Here is a 16,056-nt window from a genome sequence, read left to right on the forward strand (position 1 = left end):
CGGAGCCGCCGCGAAAGGTGAGCGCAGTCGCGGACCGGGCCACCCTAGGATCGAGCCCATGAGCAAAGTCCTGTCTGCTGTCGCCTGGCCGTACACCAACGGCCCGCGCCACATCGGCCACGTGGCCGGGTTCGGTGTGCCCTCCGACGTCTTCAGTCGGTACATGCGGATGGCGGGACACGACGTGCTCATGGTCTCGGGCACCGATGAGCACGGCACGCCGATCCTCGTCCTCGCCGAGAAGGAGGGCCTGACCGCCCAGGAGGTCACCGACAAGTACAACCGCGTCATCGCGACCGACCTGACCGACCTCGGCCTGTCCTACGACCTGTTCACCCGCACGACGACGGCGAACCACTACGCGGTCTCCCAGGAGCTGTTCACCGGGAACTGGCGCAACGGCTACATGATCGAGCAGACGACCAAGGGCGCGATCAGCCCCTCGACCGGGCGCACCCTGCCGGACCGCTACATCGAGGGCACCTGCCCGATCTGCGGCTACGGCGAGGCACGCGGCGACCAGTGCGACAACTGCGGCAACCAGCTCGACGCCGACGAGCTGATCAACCCGCGCAGCAAGATCAACGGCGAGACGCCGGAGTTCGTCGAGACGCAGCACTTCTTCCTCGACCTGCCGGCGCTCGCGGGCGCGCTGGGCGAGTGGCTCGACGGGCGGGAGACGTCAGGAACCTGGCGGCCCAACGTCATCAAGTTCGCCCGCAACCTGCTCGATGACGTGCGGCCGCGGGCCATGACGCGCGACATCGACTGGGGCATCCCGATTCCCTTGGAGGGGTGGGAGGAGAACACCCACAAGCGGCTCTACGTCTGGTTCGACGCGGTCGTCGGCTACCTGTCCGCGTCGATCGAGTGGGCCCGGCGCATCGGGGAACCGGAGCGGTGGCGCGAGTTCTGGGACGCGACGCAGGACGAGCCGCCGGTGAGCTACTACTTCCAGGGCAAGGACAACATCACCTTCCACGCGCAGATCTGGCCGGCAGAGCTGCTCGGCTACGCCGGGCTGGGGGACAAGGGCGGCTCGGCGGGAACGTACGGGGTCCTGAACCTGCCCACCGAGGTGGTTGCGTCGGAGTTCATGACGATGGAGGGCAAGCAGTTCTCGACGTCGCGCGGCCATGTCATCCATGTCCGTGACGTGCTCGAGCGCTACGGGCCCGACCCGCTGCGCTACTTCATCTGCGCGGCCGGGCCGGAGAACCAGGACAGCGACTTCACGTGGGCGGAGTTCGTCCAACGCAACAACAGCGAGCTCGTCGCCGGCTGGGGCAACCTCGTCAACCGCACCGCGTCGATGATCGCGAAGAACTTCGGGCAGATCCCCGCTGCTGGGCCTCTCGAGCCGGTGGACGAGGCGTTGCTCGAGACCGTGCGCGGTGCCTTCGCGACGGTGGGCGGCCTCATCGAGCGGCACCGCTTCAAGCAGGGGATTGCCGAGGTGATGCGCGTGGTCGGCGAGGCGAATCGCTATGTCGCCGAGACGGAGCCCTTCAAGCTCAAGGGCGACGAGGAGCGGGAGCGGCTGGGCACGGTGCTCCACGTGCTGGCGCAGGCAGTCGTGTCGATCAACACGCTGACGGCTCCGTTCCTGCCGCACGGTGCCAACCGGGTGCACCGGGTCATGGGCGGGCAGGGCGACTTCGTGCCCATGCCGGTGCTCGAGGAGGTGACCGACCTCGACGACGGGCGGCCCTATCCGGTCATCACCGGCGACTACTCCGGGACGCCGCGGTGGGAGGACCAGCCGGTCGTCGCCGGGACGCCGATCGCGAAGCCGACGCCGGTCTTCACGAAGTTCGACCCGTCCGTGGTCGAGGAGGAGATCGAGCGGATGCGCCGAGAGGACGAGGCGGCCGCCAAGGGCCAGACGGACGACGAGCAAGAGGAAGACGGCCTGGGCCAAGCGGACGCCAGCGCATGAGCCCGCACTCGGCGTCTCGGCACGGGTTGCCGGCGGTCGCCCCCGATCCGCTGCCGATCGAGGTCGTCGACAACCACGTCCACCTCGACATCGGCCGTGACGGCGCCGAGCCCCTGGGAGTGGCCGAGGCGGTCGCGCGAGCTCGGGCGGTGGGCGTGAACCGCCTCGTCCAGGTGGGCTGCGACCTCGACTCCATCGACTTCACGATCGACGCCGTCGAGCGGTTTCCCGAGGTGCTGGGAGCGATCGCCTTGCACCCCAACGAAGTGCCCAAGCTGGCTGCCGCTGGGACGTTGTCAGCGGCCTACGACCTGGTCGAGCGAGCGGCTGGCCACGAGCGGGTCCGGGCCGTCGGTGAGACCGGCCTGGACTACTACCGGACCGGGCCGGAGGGCGTTGCCGTCCAACAGGACTCCTTCCGCTGGCACATCGACCTCGCCAAGCGTCTGGGCAAGGCCCTGCAGATCCACGACCGTGACGCCCACGTTGACGTGCTGCGAGTCCTCGGGGAGGAGGGGGCGCCGGATCGGACGGTGCTGCACTGCTTCTCGGGGGACCTGACGATGGCGCGCGAGTGCGTCGAGCGCGGCTACTACCTGTCCTTCGCCGGAACGGTGACGTTCAAGAACGCGAGGGCCCTGCGTGACGCGCTGACCGTGACGCCACTCTCGCAGGTACTCGTCGAGACCGATGCCCCGTACCTGACCCCGTCCCCGCACCGCGGCGCGACGAACGCCACCTTCCTTGTGCCGCACACGATCCGGGCCATGGCCGGTGTCCTCAACGTGGACGTTCCGGCCCTCTGTCGGGCGGTCTCCGAGAACTCCGAGAGGGTCTACGGATCCTGGTCCTGAGCGTTGTCCCCAACCCCTACTCGGGGTTATGGGTCATCCACAGGAACGTTATCGGAATTTGACCTACGAGGTCTTGATCATTCACTCTGGATGACTGTTGGCCGGATGCCGCCCCGCATCGGACCCTCATCGAGGCCCCTCGCGAACGTCCCCGAGACAGCCCTCCGAGGTGATCCGAGAGCGCGTGTCTCCGGGGAGTACGACGTTCGGAGAATCTTGATTTCGCGCAAGTTACAGGTCATCGCCGGTGCCGGCGCCGCCCTGCTGCTCACCGCCGGTGGCGTTGGTGCAGCCCAGCTCGACAAGGCGGTGAACCTGTCCGTTGACGGCACGTCCACCGCGACCCACGTCTTCGGCAGCACGGTCGGTGACCTGCTCGAGAGCGAAGGCATCACCGTCAAGGAGGGAGACGTCGTCTACCCCGCGGTCGACGCGGCCCTCTCGGACGGCGACTCCGTCACCGTGAAGTACGCCCGCATGCTGAACCTCACGATCGACGGCAAGGAGAAGCAGATCCGCACGACCGAGACCACGGTCGACGCTGCACTGCTCGCCCTCGGTCTGCACACGGACGGAGCCCGGATCTCGGTCTCGCGGTCCCAGGCCATCGGACGCCACGGTCTCGAACTCACGGTCGTCACGCCCAAGGCGGTGACCGTCGTCGCCGATGGCAAGACCACGAAGAAGACGCTGACGGCTGCCACCGTCGCCGAGGCCCTCGGCCAGCTGCGCGTCGGCTTCGACTCGAACGACAAGGTCACGCCCGCACCCGCCACTCCGCTCACGGCCGGAATGAAGGTCCTCGTCCAGGACGTCACGACCAAGACGAGCACCCGGACCGAGTCCGTCGACCACAAGACGGTCCGCACGGAGACCTCGGATCTCTACGAGGGCACGACCAAGGTCAGCAAGCAGGGTGCCGACGGGGTGCGCACCATCACCGAGCGCGCCACCATCGTCGACGGCAAGGTCACCAAGAAGGAGCGCGTCTCCGCCAAGGTCACCAAGGCGCCGGTCAACGAGGTCGTCCTCGTCGGCACGAAGGAGCGTCCGAAGCCGGCGCCGACCCCGGCCCCGACCACGACGAGCACGAGCACGTCGGGCTCCGGCAGCACGTCGGGCGCCGGCCTCAACCTGGCCCGCTCGGACATGTGGGACCGCGTCGCCCAGTGCGAGTCCGGTGGCAACTGGTCCATCAACACCGGCAACGGCTACTACGGCGGCCTGCAGTTCTCCTACAGCACCTGGCTGGCCTACGACGGTGACGACTTCGCGCAGCGAGCCGACCTCGCGTCGCGTGCGGAGCAGATCACGGTCGCGAACCGGGTCTACGCCGACAACGGCCTCGCGCAGTGGGGCTGCAAGGGCTGAGCCACTGAGCCACTGAGCCACTGAGCCACTGAGCCACTGATGCCCTGACGGCACCGCAAGGGCCCTCGACCAGACTGGTCGAGGGCCCTTCGCGTGGGCCGTCCTCCATCCGCCTGTTCAGGCGTAGTCAAAGCCGATGCCGTATGCCGCTGGGCCCAGTCCTCGACGACTGTGCACTTCGCGACCGGCGGACGAACCGGCTCGCGTTGTCGATCGCACAGCCAACCCGTGCGTCATCGGCGTAGCCATAGGGTGAGGGCCATGACGAGGGAGGGGGCCGCGGACGCCGCGGAGCCGGCGGATGCAGCCGGTGCCGCCCTCCTCGGGCCGAGCCAGATTCGCGAGCTCGCGCAACGACTCGACCTGCGCCCCACCAAGCAGTGGGGGCAGAACTTCGTGATCGACGCCAACACGGTTCGCAAGATCGTCCGTGTCGCCGGGGTGGGCGCGGATGACGTCGTCGTCGAGGTCGGGCCGGGCCTCGGCTCACTGACGCTGGCGCTGCTTCCTGTGGTCCATCGCGTCACCGCCATCGAGGTCGACCCGCGCCTCGCCGGAGCGCTCGAGGACACGGTGCGCGCCCTCCAGCCCCAGAACGCCGACAAACTGCGCCTCGTGGCTGGTGACGCCCTGACCATCACGAAGCTGCACGGTCCCAAACCCACGGCGCTGGTCGCCAACCTGCCCTACAACATCTCCGTGCCCGTCGTGCTGTCCTTCCTCGAGCACTTCCCCTCCATCCAGCGCGTCCTCGTCATGGTCCAGCTCGAGGTGGCCGAGCGCCTCGCGGCGAAACCCGGGAGCAAGACCTACGGCGTGCCGAGCCTCAAGGCCGCCTGGTACGCGGACGTCGACCTCGCGGGGCGGATCGGGCGCAACGTCTTCTGGCCGGCGCCGAACGTCGACTCGGGCCTCGTGTCCCTCGTCAGACGGGACCCACCGCGGACCACGGCAAGCCGGGAGGAGGTCTTCCGCTGCATCGACGCGGCGTTCCTCCAGCGCCGCAAGTCGCTCCGGGGTGCGCTCGCCTCGTGGGCCGGGTCACCGGCCCTGGCCGAGGCGGCCCTCGTCGCCGCGGGGGTCGATCCGAGGGCCCGTGGCGAGCAGCTCGACATCGAGGCCTTCGCGCACATCGCCGAGCACAAGCGCGAGACGGCGGTGCCCGGCACCATAGGGTGACCGCATGACCGCAGCCCCGACACCACCCCGGTCGGTGACCGTACGTGCCCCGGCCAAGGTCAACCTCGAGCTGCGCGTCGGCCCACTGCGGTCCGACGGCTACCACGACCTCGCCACGGTGTTCCAGGCTGTCTCCCTGTATGACGAGATCTCGGTGGCGCGCTGGGACGAGTGGCAGGTCGTGCCTGGGGGGACCTATGCGGACCGCGTCCCCACGGGCAACGGCAACCTCGCGATTCGCGCTGCCAAGCTGCTCTCGGAGCAGTGGGACATCGACGACGTCCTGTCAATCCGCATCGACAAGGACATCCCGGTCGCGGGAGGCATGGCGGGCGGTTCTGCCGATGCTGCGGCCGCCCTGCTCGCGTGCGACCACCTCTGGGGTCTGGGCCTCGCGCGTGACGAGCTGGCCGGGCTCGCCGCCGAGCTCGGCAGTGACGTCCCCTTCCCGCTCGCGGGCGGCAACGCCATGGGATCGGGAAGGGGCGAGCAGCTCGCCCCCGTCCTCGCACGCGGCACCTTCCACTGGGTCTTCGCGATCAGCGACACCGGGCTGTCGACCCCGCAGGTGTACAGCGAGCTCGACCGGCTGCGGTCCGCCGACGGCGGCGACCCCACGGACCCGGCCCACTCCGCCGAGGTGAGCTCGGAGCTCATGGCGGCCCTGCGCAGCGGCGACGCCCAGGCCCTCGGCGCGGCCCTCCACAACGACCTCGACGAAGCCGCCTTCTCGCTGCGCCCGGAGCTGCGGGTGCTGCGCGACGCGGGAGTCGAGTTCGGTGCCCTCGGCGGGCTCGTCAGCGGGTCCGGACCGACGGTCGCCTTCCTCACCGACAGCCACGAGGCGTCCCTCGACCTCTCGGTCTCCCTGGCGGCCTCCGACCTCTGCCGCGACATCCGGCGTGCCAGGGGCCCGGTCCATGGCGCACACGTCGTCAGCGGCTCCCGCGTGGAGTAGTCGTTGACAGCCCTTGGCCAAGGGTGGCCGAGCCGCGGCGTACCCGCGCGACCAACCCTTGGCCCAGGACCCCCAGGGCCGCCCAAGCTCAGGCGGGGCGCGGTTGGCCGTGATGGCGAGCCGTGCTCGCGGCGGCGACGCCAGCGCCGACGACTGCCATCCCCGCGAGGACGCCGAAGCCGATCTGGAAGAACTCCAGTGCGTTGTCGTCGACCGGCACGAACTGGATGGGCGGCGCGCCGCCGCTTCCGGAGACACCGATGTCCCCGCCCGCCTCGAAGACGCGGACATCGGCAGGCGTGAGCACCGAGACGGCATCGTCTGCGTACGCGGGTGCGATGGCGAAGAGACCTGCCAGCGCGGTGATGGCGATGGCCCCCGAGGCCCTCTTGGCGTGCGTGCTGTGGTTCATGGTCGTTCCCTCCGTGATGACTGTTCGTGCCGGTCGGCCCACCCCCTCGGGGGCCGTGTGACCAGTGCAGTGCGTGCCGATATCGCTTGGGTATCCATGGCGCGGGACAGCGTCTGCGCCGATATCGGTTGGGTATCGGGCCCGTTGACAGGTATCGGCGTACTGCGGACAGTGAGCAGCGTGAGCATCTCCGTGCTCGGTCCGCTGCTCGTCGACGATCGTGCAGCGCTGTCGCCGCGTGACCAAGTGGTCCTCGAGGCGCTCGTGGCGGTGCGCGGGGAGGCCCTCAACACTGAGCAGCTCGCGGAGGCCCTGTGGGGCGAGAGCCCGCCGGCGTCGTGGTCGAAGCTGATCCCCAGCAGCATCCTGCGGATCCGCAAGGCGGCCGGCTCGGCTGCGGTCGCGACCACGCCGCACGGTTACCGCCTCGCACTGGGCGGGGACGGGGTCGATGCCGTGCGGTTCGAGCGGCTCGTGGATCGCGGGCACCAGTTCCTGCGACAGGGGAACGCGGACCGTGCCGTCCATGCCCTGCGCGAGGCACTTGCCCTCTGGCGCGGGCGTCCGCTCGCCGAGCTGCAGGACTGGGAGCCGGGCCGCTTCGAGGCCGAGCGCCTGGGGGCGATGCGTCGCGAGGCGGAGGAGGCCGTGCTCGAGGCGAGCCTGCGGATCGGACTCCATGCCGAGACGGTGCCGGAAGCGCGGGCCAAGGTCGCGCAGGAGCCGCTCCGAGAGCGGCGATGGGCGCTGTTGGCGCTCGCCGAGTACCTGTCCGGGGACCAGGCAGCTGCCCTGCGAACCCTGCGGCAGGCGCGCCGCCGCCTGGCCGACGAGCTGGGGCTGGACCCAGGGGCCGAGCTGACCCAGCTCGAGCAGGCAGTACTGCGCCAGGATGCGTCGTTGGTTGCCGCCACGACCCTGCCCGAGACCTTGGCGCAGAACCCGTATCCGGGGTTGCGCCCCTTCAACGTCGACGAAGGTGAGTTCTTCTTCGGGCGCGAGGCCGAGACGGTCGAATGCCTTCGCCGCCTCGAGCAGACCGGGGTGCTCGTCGTCGTCGGGCCGTCCGGGAGCGGCAAGTCCTCGCTCATCAGGGCGGGGGTCATGGCTGCGCTCCACCGTGATGGCGGTCGTGTCGAGCTCGTCGGCGTGTGTCCGGAACCGGTTGGTGCGGTCCGGTCGGCCTCGGTGGCCACCGCCGAGGACACCCTCGTGGTCGACCAGCTCGAAGAGGTCGTCGCCGCGTGCGGTGAGGGCGAGCGGGAGGAGCTGTTCGCAGCACTCGTCGAGCACGCCCGTCGCGGGCGCCTCATCCTCACGATCCGGGCCGACCGGCTCGGCCGGGTCAGCGCGCACGCGGCCCTGGCGAGGCTCGTCGAACGTGGCCTGTACCTCCTCGGCCCGATGGAGGAAGCAGCTCTCCAACTCGCGATCAACGGCCCCGCCGCCGAGGCGGGACTGGTCGTCGAGTCCGGGCTGGTCGACCTGCTCGTGGCCGAGGTGACGGAGGAACCCGGGGCGCTACCGCTGATGGCACACGCCCTGCACCAGACCTGGGAGGCCCGCGAGGGACGGACCCTCACCGTCGACGGGTACCGCGCATCGGGAGGCATCCGGGGCGCGGTGGCCCTGTCTGCCGAGCTGGTCTACCAAGGCCTCCCGGATGCGGAGCGGGCCACGCTCCACGACCTGCTCCTTCGGCTGGTCTCCATGGCTGCGGACGGTGAGCCCGTCCGGAACTGGGTCCCTGCTCGGCAGCTGGCTCCGGGACAGGGACAAGACCTCGTCGAGGTGCTCGTGCGCGCCCGGCTCGTGACGGTCGACGATGGGGTGGCTGCGCTGGCGCACGAGTCCCTCGCGCGGGCGTGGCCGCGGCTCAAGGGGTGGCTCGAGGACGACCTCGAGGGGCAGCGGATCGTGCGTCACCTGGCCGGAGCCGCCGACAGCTGGGATCTCCTCGGCCGGCCGGACAGCGAGCTCTACCGCGGCGTTCGACTGTCTCGGGCCCTCGATTGGCGACGGCGTTCGGCCACGGCCATCACGCCAACCGAGTCGGCATTCCTGGACGCGTCCGAACGGCTCAACGCCGAGGAGGTCAGCCGGGAGGAGGTAGCTGCCCAGCGCCGACGTCATCAGGCGATGACGACGAGGGGCCTGGTCGCCGGCCTCACGACGTTGGCGCTCGTGGCCGGCGTCGCTGCGGTGTTCGGGGTCCGGCAACAGGACCGCGCGGCTGAGGCGGCAGTCATGGCGCAGGCTCAGGCAGCCGCCGCGGTCGCCCACGAGTCCCAGGACCCGATGGTCGCGGCTCTCGCAGGGGTGGAAGCGGTGCGGCTGCGGGACGCTTCCGACACGCGCGCGGCGCTGCTCAGCGCCGTGACGCGATGGCCCACTCTTGTCGCGTCCACGGCGACGAAGCAGGCCACCGACCTGACCGTCGGCTCGAGAGGTGACCTGGCCATCACCCTGGACAACGCCCTCAGCATCCGCGACCCAGAGACACTCCGGGAGGTCGACTCGCTCGAGGTCGGGGCGGAGTCCGTCGCCTTTCTTCCCGACGGTCGCCTGGCAACCGCGTGGAAGGGCCAACTCCAGCTCGTCGACCCGGCGTCCGACACACGAAAGACGATCCCGCCAGCTGGCGATGAGATGTGGGGCGTGCAGGCAAGTGTGAAAGCCGGGGTGCTGGCCGCCGCCATGCTCTCCCGTGGCGCTGCAGCCGTCCACCTATGGCGCGGCACGACGCTCATTCGAGCCATACCGATGCCAGTCTGGGACCTGCAGCTGAGTAATGACGGGCAGCGGCTCTACGTCAACGTCAAGGGAACTGCCATCGAGGTGTACGACGTGGCCTCGGGACGTCGGCTGGCCTCGACCGGTATCGATGTCCTCGTTGGGCGTGGCAGTGAGGACCTCCTCGGACCGTTGGAGCTCGCTCCTGACGGCCGTACCCTCGCCATCGGTGGGGAGCAGGTCCTCATCCTCGAGACCGTCGGCCTCAAGGTCCAGCGCCGCCTGCCGAGCCCGACCGGCTTCACCGAGCACCTGGCCTTCTCACCGGACGGAACGGTCCTGGCCGGTGGCTCGGAGGAGCGCACCGTGACGCTGTGGGAGGTGCGCGGTCCCCGGCGGGAGCGCATCGAGGGCTTGTCCGAGGAAGTGAAGGACCTCGACTTCAGCCCCGACGGCGCCACCGTCTACACGCTCACGGCGGATGGCCGGTTGAGTGCGTGGGACGCCCGGGGTGACCGACGCCTGGTCCAACAGGTCGTGCCACCGGTTCACAAGGATCTCGGCGCGCTCGTCGTGCCCGCGCCCGACGGGGAGGCCGTGGCCTTCTCATCGGTGACAGGGGGCGCGCTGGAGCGGGCGGACAGGATCGACGTCCTCGACGTCTTCCCGGGCAGCTGGCTGCGGCCCCTCGTCGGGACCTACCAGAACTGGGGCGTGTGGCGGCCACCGGACGCTGAGCGCCTCGCCGTCCCGGGGGACCGCTGGATCCGCGTCTGGGACTGGCGTCGCAGCCGTCTGGTCGTCGAGAAGGAAGTCGGGCAGGGCCCCATCGAGGCCCTGGCCTACACTCCCGATGGTGGGCGGCTCGTCGTCGGGGAACGCGGGGGCTTCGTCTACCAGGTCGATGCAGAGACGCTGGAGCCCGTCGGACCGAGGGTCCGGGTCGATGGTGACCTGCATGAGCTCGTGTGGGCCGGTCGAGGGCGGGTGGTGGCCTTCGTCGACGGCACGAGGTACGTGCTGGTCGATGTCGCGTCCGGACGCGTCCTTCGCTCGGCTGACTTCGGGCTCAGCGTGACCCACGCCGATGCCTCGCCGGACGGACGGCTCCTCGCGGTCGGGAGCGAGGAGGGCGACTTCGGCATCCTCGACCTCGACTCCGGTGAATGGTCCACGAAGCCGACGCGTCAGCACCAGCAGTCCGTTCTCCGGGTCGACTTCTCGTCCGATGGCGCACTGGTCGTCACGACCGGCTTTGACGGTCGGGTGCGGCTCTGGGACGGCCGCACGGGCGCCGCCCGCGAGTCCATCGCGCCCGGCCGGGTGGACGTGCCCGCGGCGGCCGTCTTCCTGGACGGCAGCCACACGCTGATCATGGCCACAGGCACTGGAACGGTCCTGCGTTGGGACACCAGCGTGGACAGCTGGGTTCGGCACGCCTGCAAGGTCGCGCAGCGCAACCTCACGGCTGACGAGTGGCGGCAGATCTTCGGCGACCAGATCCCTTACCACCAGACGTGTCCCGCAAGCTAGCGACTGCGTCGCTGGTTGGCTCGCCGCATGGACTTGGCCGTAGGGTCGGTAGGCCATGCCACCTGCCGCAACCAACCTCGTCAACCTCGAGCGCGTCTCCCTCGTCTTCGGGACGACCCGGGTCCTCGACGGCGTCTCGATCGGGGTGCTGGCCGGTGACCGGATCGGCGTCGTCGGTCGCAACGGAGGCGGCAAGTCGACGCTGCTGAGGGTCATCGCGGGAAGCCAGGAGCCGGACGAGGGTCGCGTCTCCAGACAGGGTGGCACCGAGGGCATCCGGGTCGGCATGCTCTCGCAGGACGACTCCCTTGATCCCGGCCACACGGTCCGCGAGGCCGTGCTCCAGAACCGTCCCGAGCACGTGTGGGCGGGCGAGGCGCGCATCCGCGACGTCCTGACCGGACTGCTCGGCGGCGTCGAGGCACCTGACGTCGGCGGCCTCGATGCCATCGTCGGCCCGATGTCGGGCGGTGAACGGCGCCGGCTGGCCCTCGCACAGCTGCTCGTCGACGACCCGGAGCTCCTGCTCCTTGACGAGCCCACCAACCACCTCGATGTCGAGGGCGTCGCCTGGCTCGCCGACCACCTCGCGACCACCAGACCACGGCCCGGCAACGCCACGGTTGCGATCACCCACGACAGGTGGTTCCTCGACGCCTACGCCAGCCTGACCTGGGAGGTCGAGGCCGGGCAGGTCAACGCATTCGACGGTGGCTATGCCGCCTACGTCCTGGCCAAGGCGGAGCGGGACCGGCTCGCCGGAGTCGTCGCCGACCGCCGCGCCAACCTCCTGCGCAAGGAGCTCGCCTGGCTGCGCCGCGGCCCGCCCGCCCGCACGAGCAAGCCGAAGTTCCGCATCGACGCCGCCACCGCCCTCATCTCGGATGAGCCGCAACCGCGCAACAGCGTCGAGCTCGCGTCCTTCGCGACGAAGCGCCTCGGCAAGGACGTCCTCGACCTCGAGGACGCCACGGTGGCCCTCGGTGAGCCACCCAACGAGCTGACCATCCTCGACCGCGTCACCTGGCGGCTCGCGCCCGGCGAACGGGTCGGCATCGTCGGCGTCAACGGGGCCGGCAAGTCGACGCTCCTGCGTGCCCTCACGGGAGAGCAGCCGCTCACGAGCGGTCGCCGCAAGGTGGGCAAGACGGTCAGCATCGCCCACCTGACGCAGGAGGTACGGGAGCTGGACAGCCTCAGTTCGCGGCGGGTCATCGAGGCCATCGAGGACGTCCGTCAGTGGACCACCCTCGGCGGCAAGGAGACCAGCGCCAGCCAGCTCGCCACGCGGCTCGGCTTCTCGGGCGGAAGACAGCAGGCCCGCGTCGGCGACCTCTCCGGTGGCGAGCGGCGACGCCTCCAGCTGACCCGCTTGCTTCTCGCGGAGCCCAACGTCCTCATCCTCGACGAGCCGACCAACGACCTCGACATCGAGACGCTGACCAGCCTCGAGGACGTCCTCGACGGCTGGGCCGGGACCCTCGTCATCGTCAGCCACGATCGTTACCTGCTCGAGCGCGCGTGCGACCACCAGCTCGCGCTCCTCGGCGACGGAAGGCTGCGCGGCCTCCCCGGTGGCGTGGACGAGTACCTGCGCCTCCGCGCAGGCCAGCCACAGTCCAAGGGACGTATGCCGCTGAGCGCGCCCAGCGGCATACGCGCTCCTTCCGACGGGGCTGGGTCGGACACCCCGAGCGCGAGCGCGGCGGAGATCCGGGAGGCGCGCAAGGCCATGGCGCGGATCGAGAAGCAGCTGGCGCGCGTTGCCGACCGGGAAGCCCGCCTGCACGGCGAGATGGCCGCGGCCGCGACCGACCCCGCGGCGCTCGCGGACCTCAACGCCCGGCTCAGCGAGGTCGTCGCGGAGAAGGAGGAGCTGGAGCTCGAGTGGCTCGAGGCTGCCGAGGTCATCGGCTGAACGGTTGAAAGTATCTTGATATCAAGATAGTTTCAGGACATGGCAATGTCTCTCCACCATGTCCAGGTGTCCGGTCCGGCGGGCTGTGAGGACGCAATGCGCTCCTTCTACGGCGGAGTGCTCGGCATGACCGAACTCGAGAAGCCCGACCGGCTGCGCGCCCGAGGCGGCGCCTGGTTCCGCTCTGGAAGCCTGGAGATCCACGTCGGCATCGAGGAGGGCTTCCGGCCCGCCCGCAAGGCGCACCCCGGGATCGCGGTCGCCGACGTCGAGGCGCTCGCAGCGCGCGTGGCGGCCTCCGGGGCGAGCGTCGAGTGGGACGACAGCATCCCGGGAGTCCGGCGCTTCCACTCGACCGACCCGGTGGGCAACCGCCTCGAGTTCCAGCAGAGGTGAGGCGGGTGACGCGAAGTGCACACTGGATGCGGGAGGGGCGATCGAGTGGCCCGGCCACGTCAGCGCTCCCGCGACTCCAGCGGCGCCAGCATGCGCCGGAGCAGCGACGCGAGGGTGGCCTGGTCCGTCGGCGACAGCTCGGACAGCAGCGTCTTCTCCTGCTCGATGAGGTCGGCCATCGCGGCGTCGACCGCGTCGCGGCCCTTGGGCGTCAGGTGCACGAGCACGCCCCGCCGGTCACTCGGGTCGGGGCGGCGCTCGACGAAGCCACTGCGCTCGAGGCGGTCGACGCGGTTGGTCATCGTGCCGGACGTGACGAGCGTCTGCTGGACGAGCTGGCCGGGCGAGAGCTCGTAGGGCTCGCCGGCGCGGCGCAGCGCGGAGAGCACGTCGAACGCCCACCCGTCGAGCAGGTGCTCGCCAAAGGCGGAGCCGCGGGCGAGGTCGAGGCGCCGGGCGAGCCGCGACACGCGCGAGAGCACCTCGAGCGGTGTGACATCGAGGTCGGGGCGTTCGCGGCGCCACGCGGAGACGATGACGTCGACGTCGTCGACGGGCACGCGATCGGGGCTCATGAGGCCACTCTAGAAGCGGCGTCAAGAGTCTTGACATCAAGGGAATGTCAGGATGGCAACAGAGAGATGACAGACGCGACCAGCAAAGGAGATCTGTGAACCCGCAAACCGACGACCTCGACCCCCGCACGGGAGCGGCGACGCCGGATGCCGCTTGGGACCCGACCCAGTACGCGCGCTTTGCCGACCAGCGAAGCCGGCCCTTCCACGAACTGGTCGCCAGGATCCCGACACCCTCGCCGCGACGGATCGTCGACCTGGGCTGTGGGAGCGGTGAGCTCACCCTGAGCCTGGCCGCACGCTGGCCGGAGGCCGCGGTCCTCGGAGTGGACAGCTCTCCGGAGATGCTCGCCAAGGCCCGCGCCCTCGATCCTGACGGGCGGGTCCAGTGGGTTGAGGCCCGGGCTGAGGAATGGGATCCGGCGGCCTCGCAGGGGCCGGTCGACGTCCTCGTGACCAATGCGACCCTCCAGTGGGTGCCCAGGCACCTGCGCCTCATCCCCGCCTGGTTCGAGGGGCTTCCGGCGGGGGGCACGTTTGCGATGCAGGTCCCGGCGAACTTCGACGCGCCTTCGCACCGGCTCATGCGAGAGGTGGCGGCGCGCCACCCGCGGGCGTCGGAGCTGGCGCCGGGCCTCGACCGCGCCAGGTCTGTCGCCCTGCTCGAGACCTACGCCGCCCTGCTGCTCGACCTCGGCGCCGAGGTCGACGCCTGGCAGACGACCTACCTGCAGCTGCTGGCCGCTGAGGAGGGCGCTGAGCACCCGGTCCTCGCGTGGGTTCGCGGCACCGGTCTGCGGCCGGTCCTGGGCGTGCTGAACGAGGACGAGGGACGGGCTGCCTTCCTCGCCGACTACGAGCGGGAGCTCGAGGCGGCCTACCCGCGTCGCCCCTTCGGGGTCCTCTTCCCCTTCACCCGGCTCTTCGCCGTGGCACACAAGAGCAGCGAGCCCACGGAAACGCCTCCCGAAAATTCCGAGGAAGCGTCGGAAACCCTGTCATGAAAGACCGGACGCCTCGTCTCAACTCGTGACGACGGTTCCCGGACTCCCGGTGGTCAGGGGAGGGAGCGCCTGACTGGGACCGACCGCCGTCAGGTTCCGCTCATCCGGCGAGTTTGGTGGAGGGGATTCGCCGGATGAGCGGGAACACGCTCACCTCTCGAAGACGTCCGGACCAGGCAGATTCGACGGGGTTCCCGCCCGCTTGGCACACTGGTCGGGGCTCCTCAGGGCTCTGGCAACGTCGGAAGGCAGCGCGTGGCGGCTGACACGTCCATGTGGTCGAGCGAGGCGTGGTCCTCGGCCGCTGACCTCTACCTTCTCGCTCGCAGTCGCGAGGGTTCGGCCGAGGCGTTCGGAGAGCTCTGGCGCCGCCACCTGCCGGCCGCCTACGCCGTCGCGACCAAGTACCGGAGCCGGACTGCGGCCGAGGACGTCGTCGCCGAGGCCTCCGCCCGCGTCTTCTCGCTGATCCAGCAGGGCAAGGGACCCGACGAGCACTTCCGCGCCTACTTCCTGTCCGCGGTGAAGACCGTTGCCATCGACCAGGGTCGCCGCGAGCTCAAGGTCGTCCCCACCGAGGGCGACGAGCTCGAGCGGCTCAGTGAGCCCGCCCTCGACGATCTGAACGGGCCGGGGGAGGGGTTTGACGCCGACCTCATCCGCACCGCGTTCCGCGGTCTCTCCGAGCGGGACCAGCGTGTCCTCTGGCACACCACCGTCGAGGGCGAGGCGCCGCGGTCGCTCGCCCCGGTCCTCGGCATGTCGGCCAACGCGGTGAGCGCGCGAGCCATGCGCGCCCGCGAGGCGTTGCGAGCCCAGTACCTCGACGCCTGTGCCCGGCGGAGTCTGCCAGACGCGGACAGCGACGAGTGTCGTTGGGCCATCGCACACCTCGGGGCGCATGTGCGCGGTCGCCTACCCAAGCGGCAGAACGCTCGCGTCGAAGAGCACCTCAAGTCGTGCCCGCACGCCTCGCTCGTGGCCGCGGACCTTCGAGCGATCCATCAGGAGTTCCCGGCCCTCATCGTGCCCTTCATCTTCCTCGCGGGCCTCTCGACGCCAGGCTTCGTCAGTGCCGTCGCGACGGCGGCCCTCGCGTCCGGTGCCAGCGCTGCGGGGGCTGCGGCGAGCGCCGGCGGGGCAGCAGCTGCCGGGAGCGATACCGAGGGACGACAGTGCGGGCG

Annotated in this window: 12 protein-coding genes; 10 read left to right on the forward strand and 2 right to left on the reverse strand. The window is 70.3% G+C overall.

Annotation, left to right across the window (positions count from 1 at the left end):
- Nucleotides 1-58 precede the first annotated feature (58 nt).
- The 5 genes from metG to VJN29_RS13570 all read left to right on the forward strand — a co-directional run bounded on the left by metG (nt 59) and on the right by VJN29_RS13570 (nt 6,301).
- Entirely contained in the window at nt 59-1,939 is a 1,881-nt protein-coding gene (gene metG / locus VJN29_RS13550; protein WP_324144156.1) for a methionine--tRNA ligase, read from the forward strand.
- Nucleotides 1,936-2,793, forward strand: coding sequence for a TatD family hydrolase (locus tag VJN29_RS13555; RefSeq protein WP_324144157.1), 858 nt, complete (start codon nt 1,936-1,938; stop codon nt 2,791-2,793). Before metG ends, VJN29_RS13555 begins: the two co-directional genes overlap by 4 nt.
- Nucleotides 2,794-3,009: 216 nt before the next feature.
- Nucleotides 3,010-4,164 carry a transglycosylase family protein gene (locus tag VJN29_RS13560; protein WP_324144158.1) on the forward strand — a complete coding sequence of 385 codons (1,155 nt, stop codon included), beginning with the start codon at nt 3,010-3,012 and terminating at the stop codon, nt 4,162-4,164.
- Nucleotides 4,165-4,425: 261 nt separating this feature from the next.
- The gene (rsmA, locus tag VJN29_RS13565) at nt 4,426-5,343 is read left to right on the forward strand and encodes a 16S rRNA (adenine(1518)-N(6)/adenine(1519)-N(6))-dimethyltransferase RsmA (RefSeq protein ID WP_324144159.1); all 918 of its coding nucleotides are present in this window, start codon (nt 4,426-4,428) and stop codon (nt 5,341-5,343) included.
- Between the two features lie 4 nt (nt 5,344-5,347).
- Complete coding sequence (locus VJN29_RS13570; protein WP_324144160.1) at nt 5,348-6,301, forward strand: 4-(cytidine 5'-diphospho)-2-C-methyl-D-erythritol kinase; 954 nt, start codon at nt 5,348-5,350, stop codon at nt 6,299-6,301.
- 88 nt (nt 6,302-6,389) lie between these two features.
- Here the strand turns inward: VJN29_RS13570 and VJN29_RS13575 are convergent, their stop codons facing one another.
- Nucleotides 6,390-6,713, reverse strand: a complete 324-nt coding sequence (locus VJN29_RS13575; RefSeq protein ID WP_324144161.1) for a hypothetical protein — start codon at nt 6,711-6,713, stop codon at nt 6,390-6,392.
- Nucleotides 6,714-6,893: 180 nt separating this feature from the next.
- On the opposite strand from VJN29_RS13575, the gene VJN29_RS13580 reads away from it, so the two are divergent.
- The 3 genes from VJN29_RS13580 to VJN29_RS13590 are packed head-to-tail and all read left to right on the forward strand — an operon-like array spanning nt 6,894 to nt 13,293.
- Nucleotides 6,894-10,979, forward strand: coding sequence for a BTAD domain-containing putative transcriptional regulator (locus VJN29_RS13580; RefSeq protein ID WP_324144162.1), 4,086 nt, complete (start codon nt 6,894-6,896; stop codon nt 10,977-10,979).
- Between the two features lie 55 nt (nt 10,980-11,034).
- Nucleotides 11,035-12,897: an ABC-F family ATP-binding cassette domain-containing protein gene (locus VJN29_RS13585; protein WP_324144163.1), complete on the forward strand. Its 1,863-nt coding sequence runs from the start codon at nt 11,035-11,037 to the stop codon at nt 12,895-12,897.
- A gap of 39 nt (nt 12,898-12,936) precedes the next feature.
- A complete protein-coding gene (locus VJN29_RS13590; protein ID WP_324144164.1) occupies nt 12,937-13,293 on the forward strand; it encodes a VOC family protein in 357 nt (118 codons plus the stop codon).
- Between the two features lie 59 nt (nt 13,294-13,352).
- On the opposite strand, the gene VJN29_RS13595 is transcribed toward VJN29_RS13590, so the two are convergent.
- On the reverse strand, nt 13,353-13,868 hold the full coding sequence (locus VJN29_RS13595) for a MarR family transcriptional regulator (protein WP_324144165.1): 516 nt from the start codon (nt 13,866-13,868) through the stop codon (nt 13,353-13,355).
- 95 nt (nt 13,869-13,963) lie between these two features.
- On the opposite strand from VJN29_RS13595, the gene VJN29_RS13600 reads away from it, so the two are divergent.
- Both VJN29_RS13600 and VJN29_RS13605 read left to right on the forward strand, forming a co-directional pair.
- Nucleotides 13,964-14,872 (forward strand): methyltransferase domain-containing protein, encoded by a 909-nt coding sequence (locus VJN29_RS13600; RefSeq protein WP_324144166.1) that lies wholly within the window; start codon nt 13,964-13,966, stop codon nt 14,870-14,872.
- Nucleotides 14,873-15,127: 255 nt separating this feature from the next.
- Nucleotides 15,128-16,056 (forward strand): sigma-70 family RNA polymerase sigma factor (locus VJN29_RS13605; RefSeq protein ID WP_324144167.1); only part of this gene is annotated, 929 nt, incomplete at its 3' end.

The organism is Intrasporangium sp., from assembly GCF_035280925.1.
Taxonomy (GTDB): domain Bacteria; phylum Actinomycetota; class Actinomycetes; order Actinomycetales; family Dermatophilaceae; genus Intrasporangium.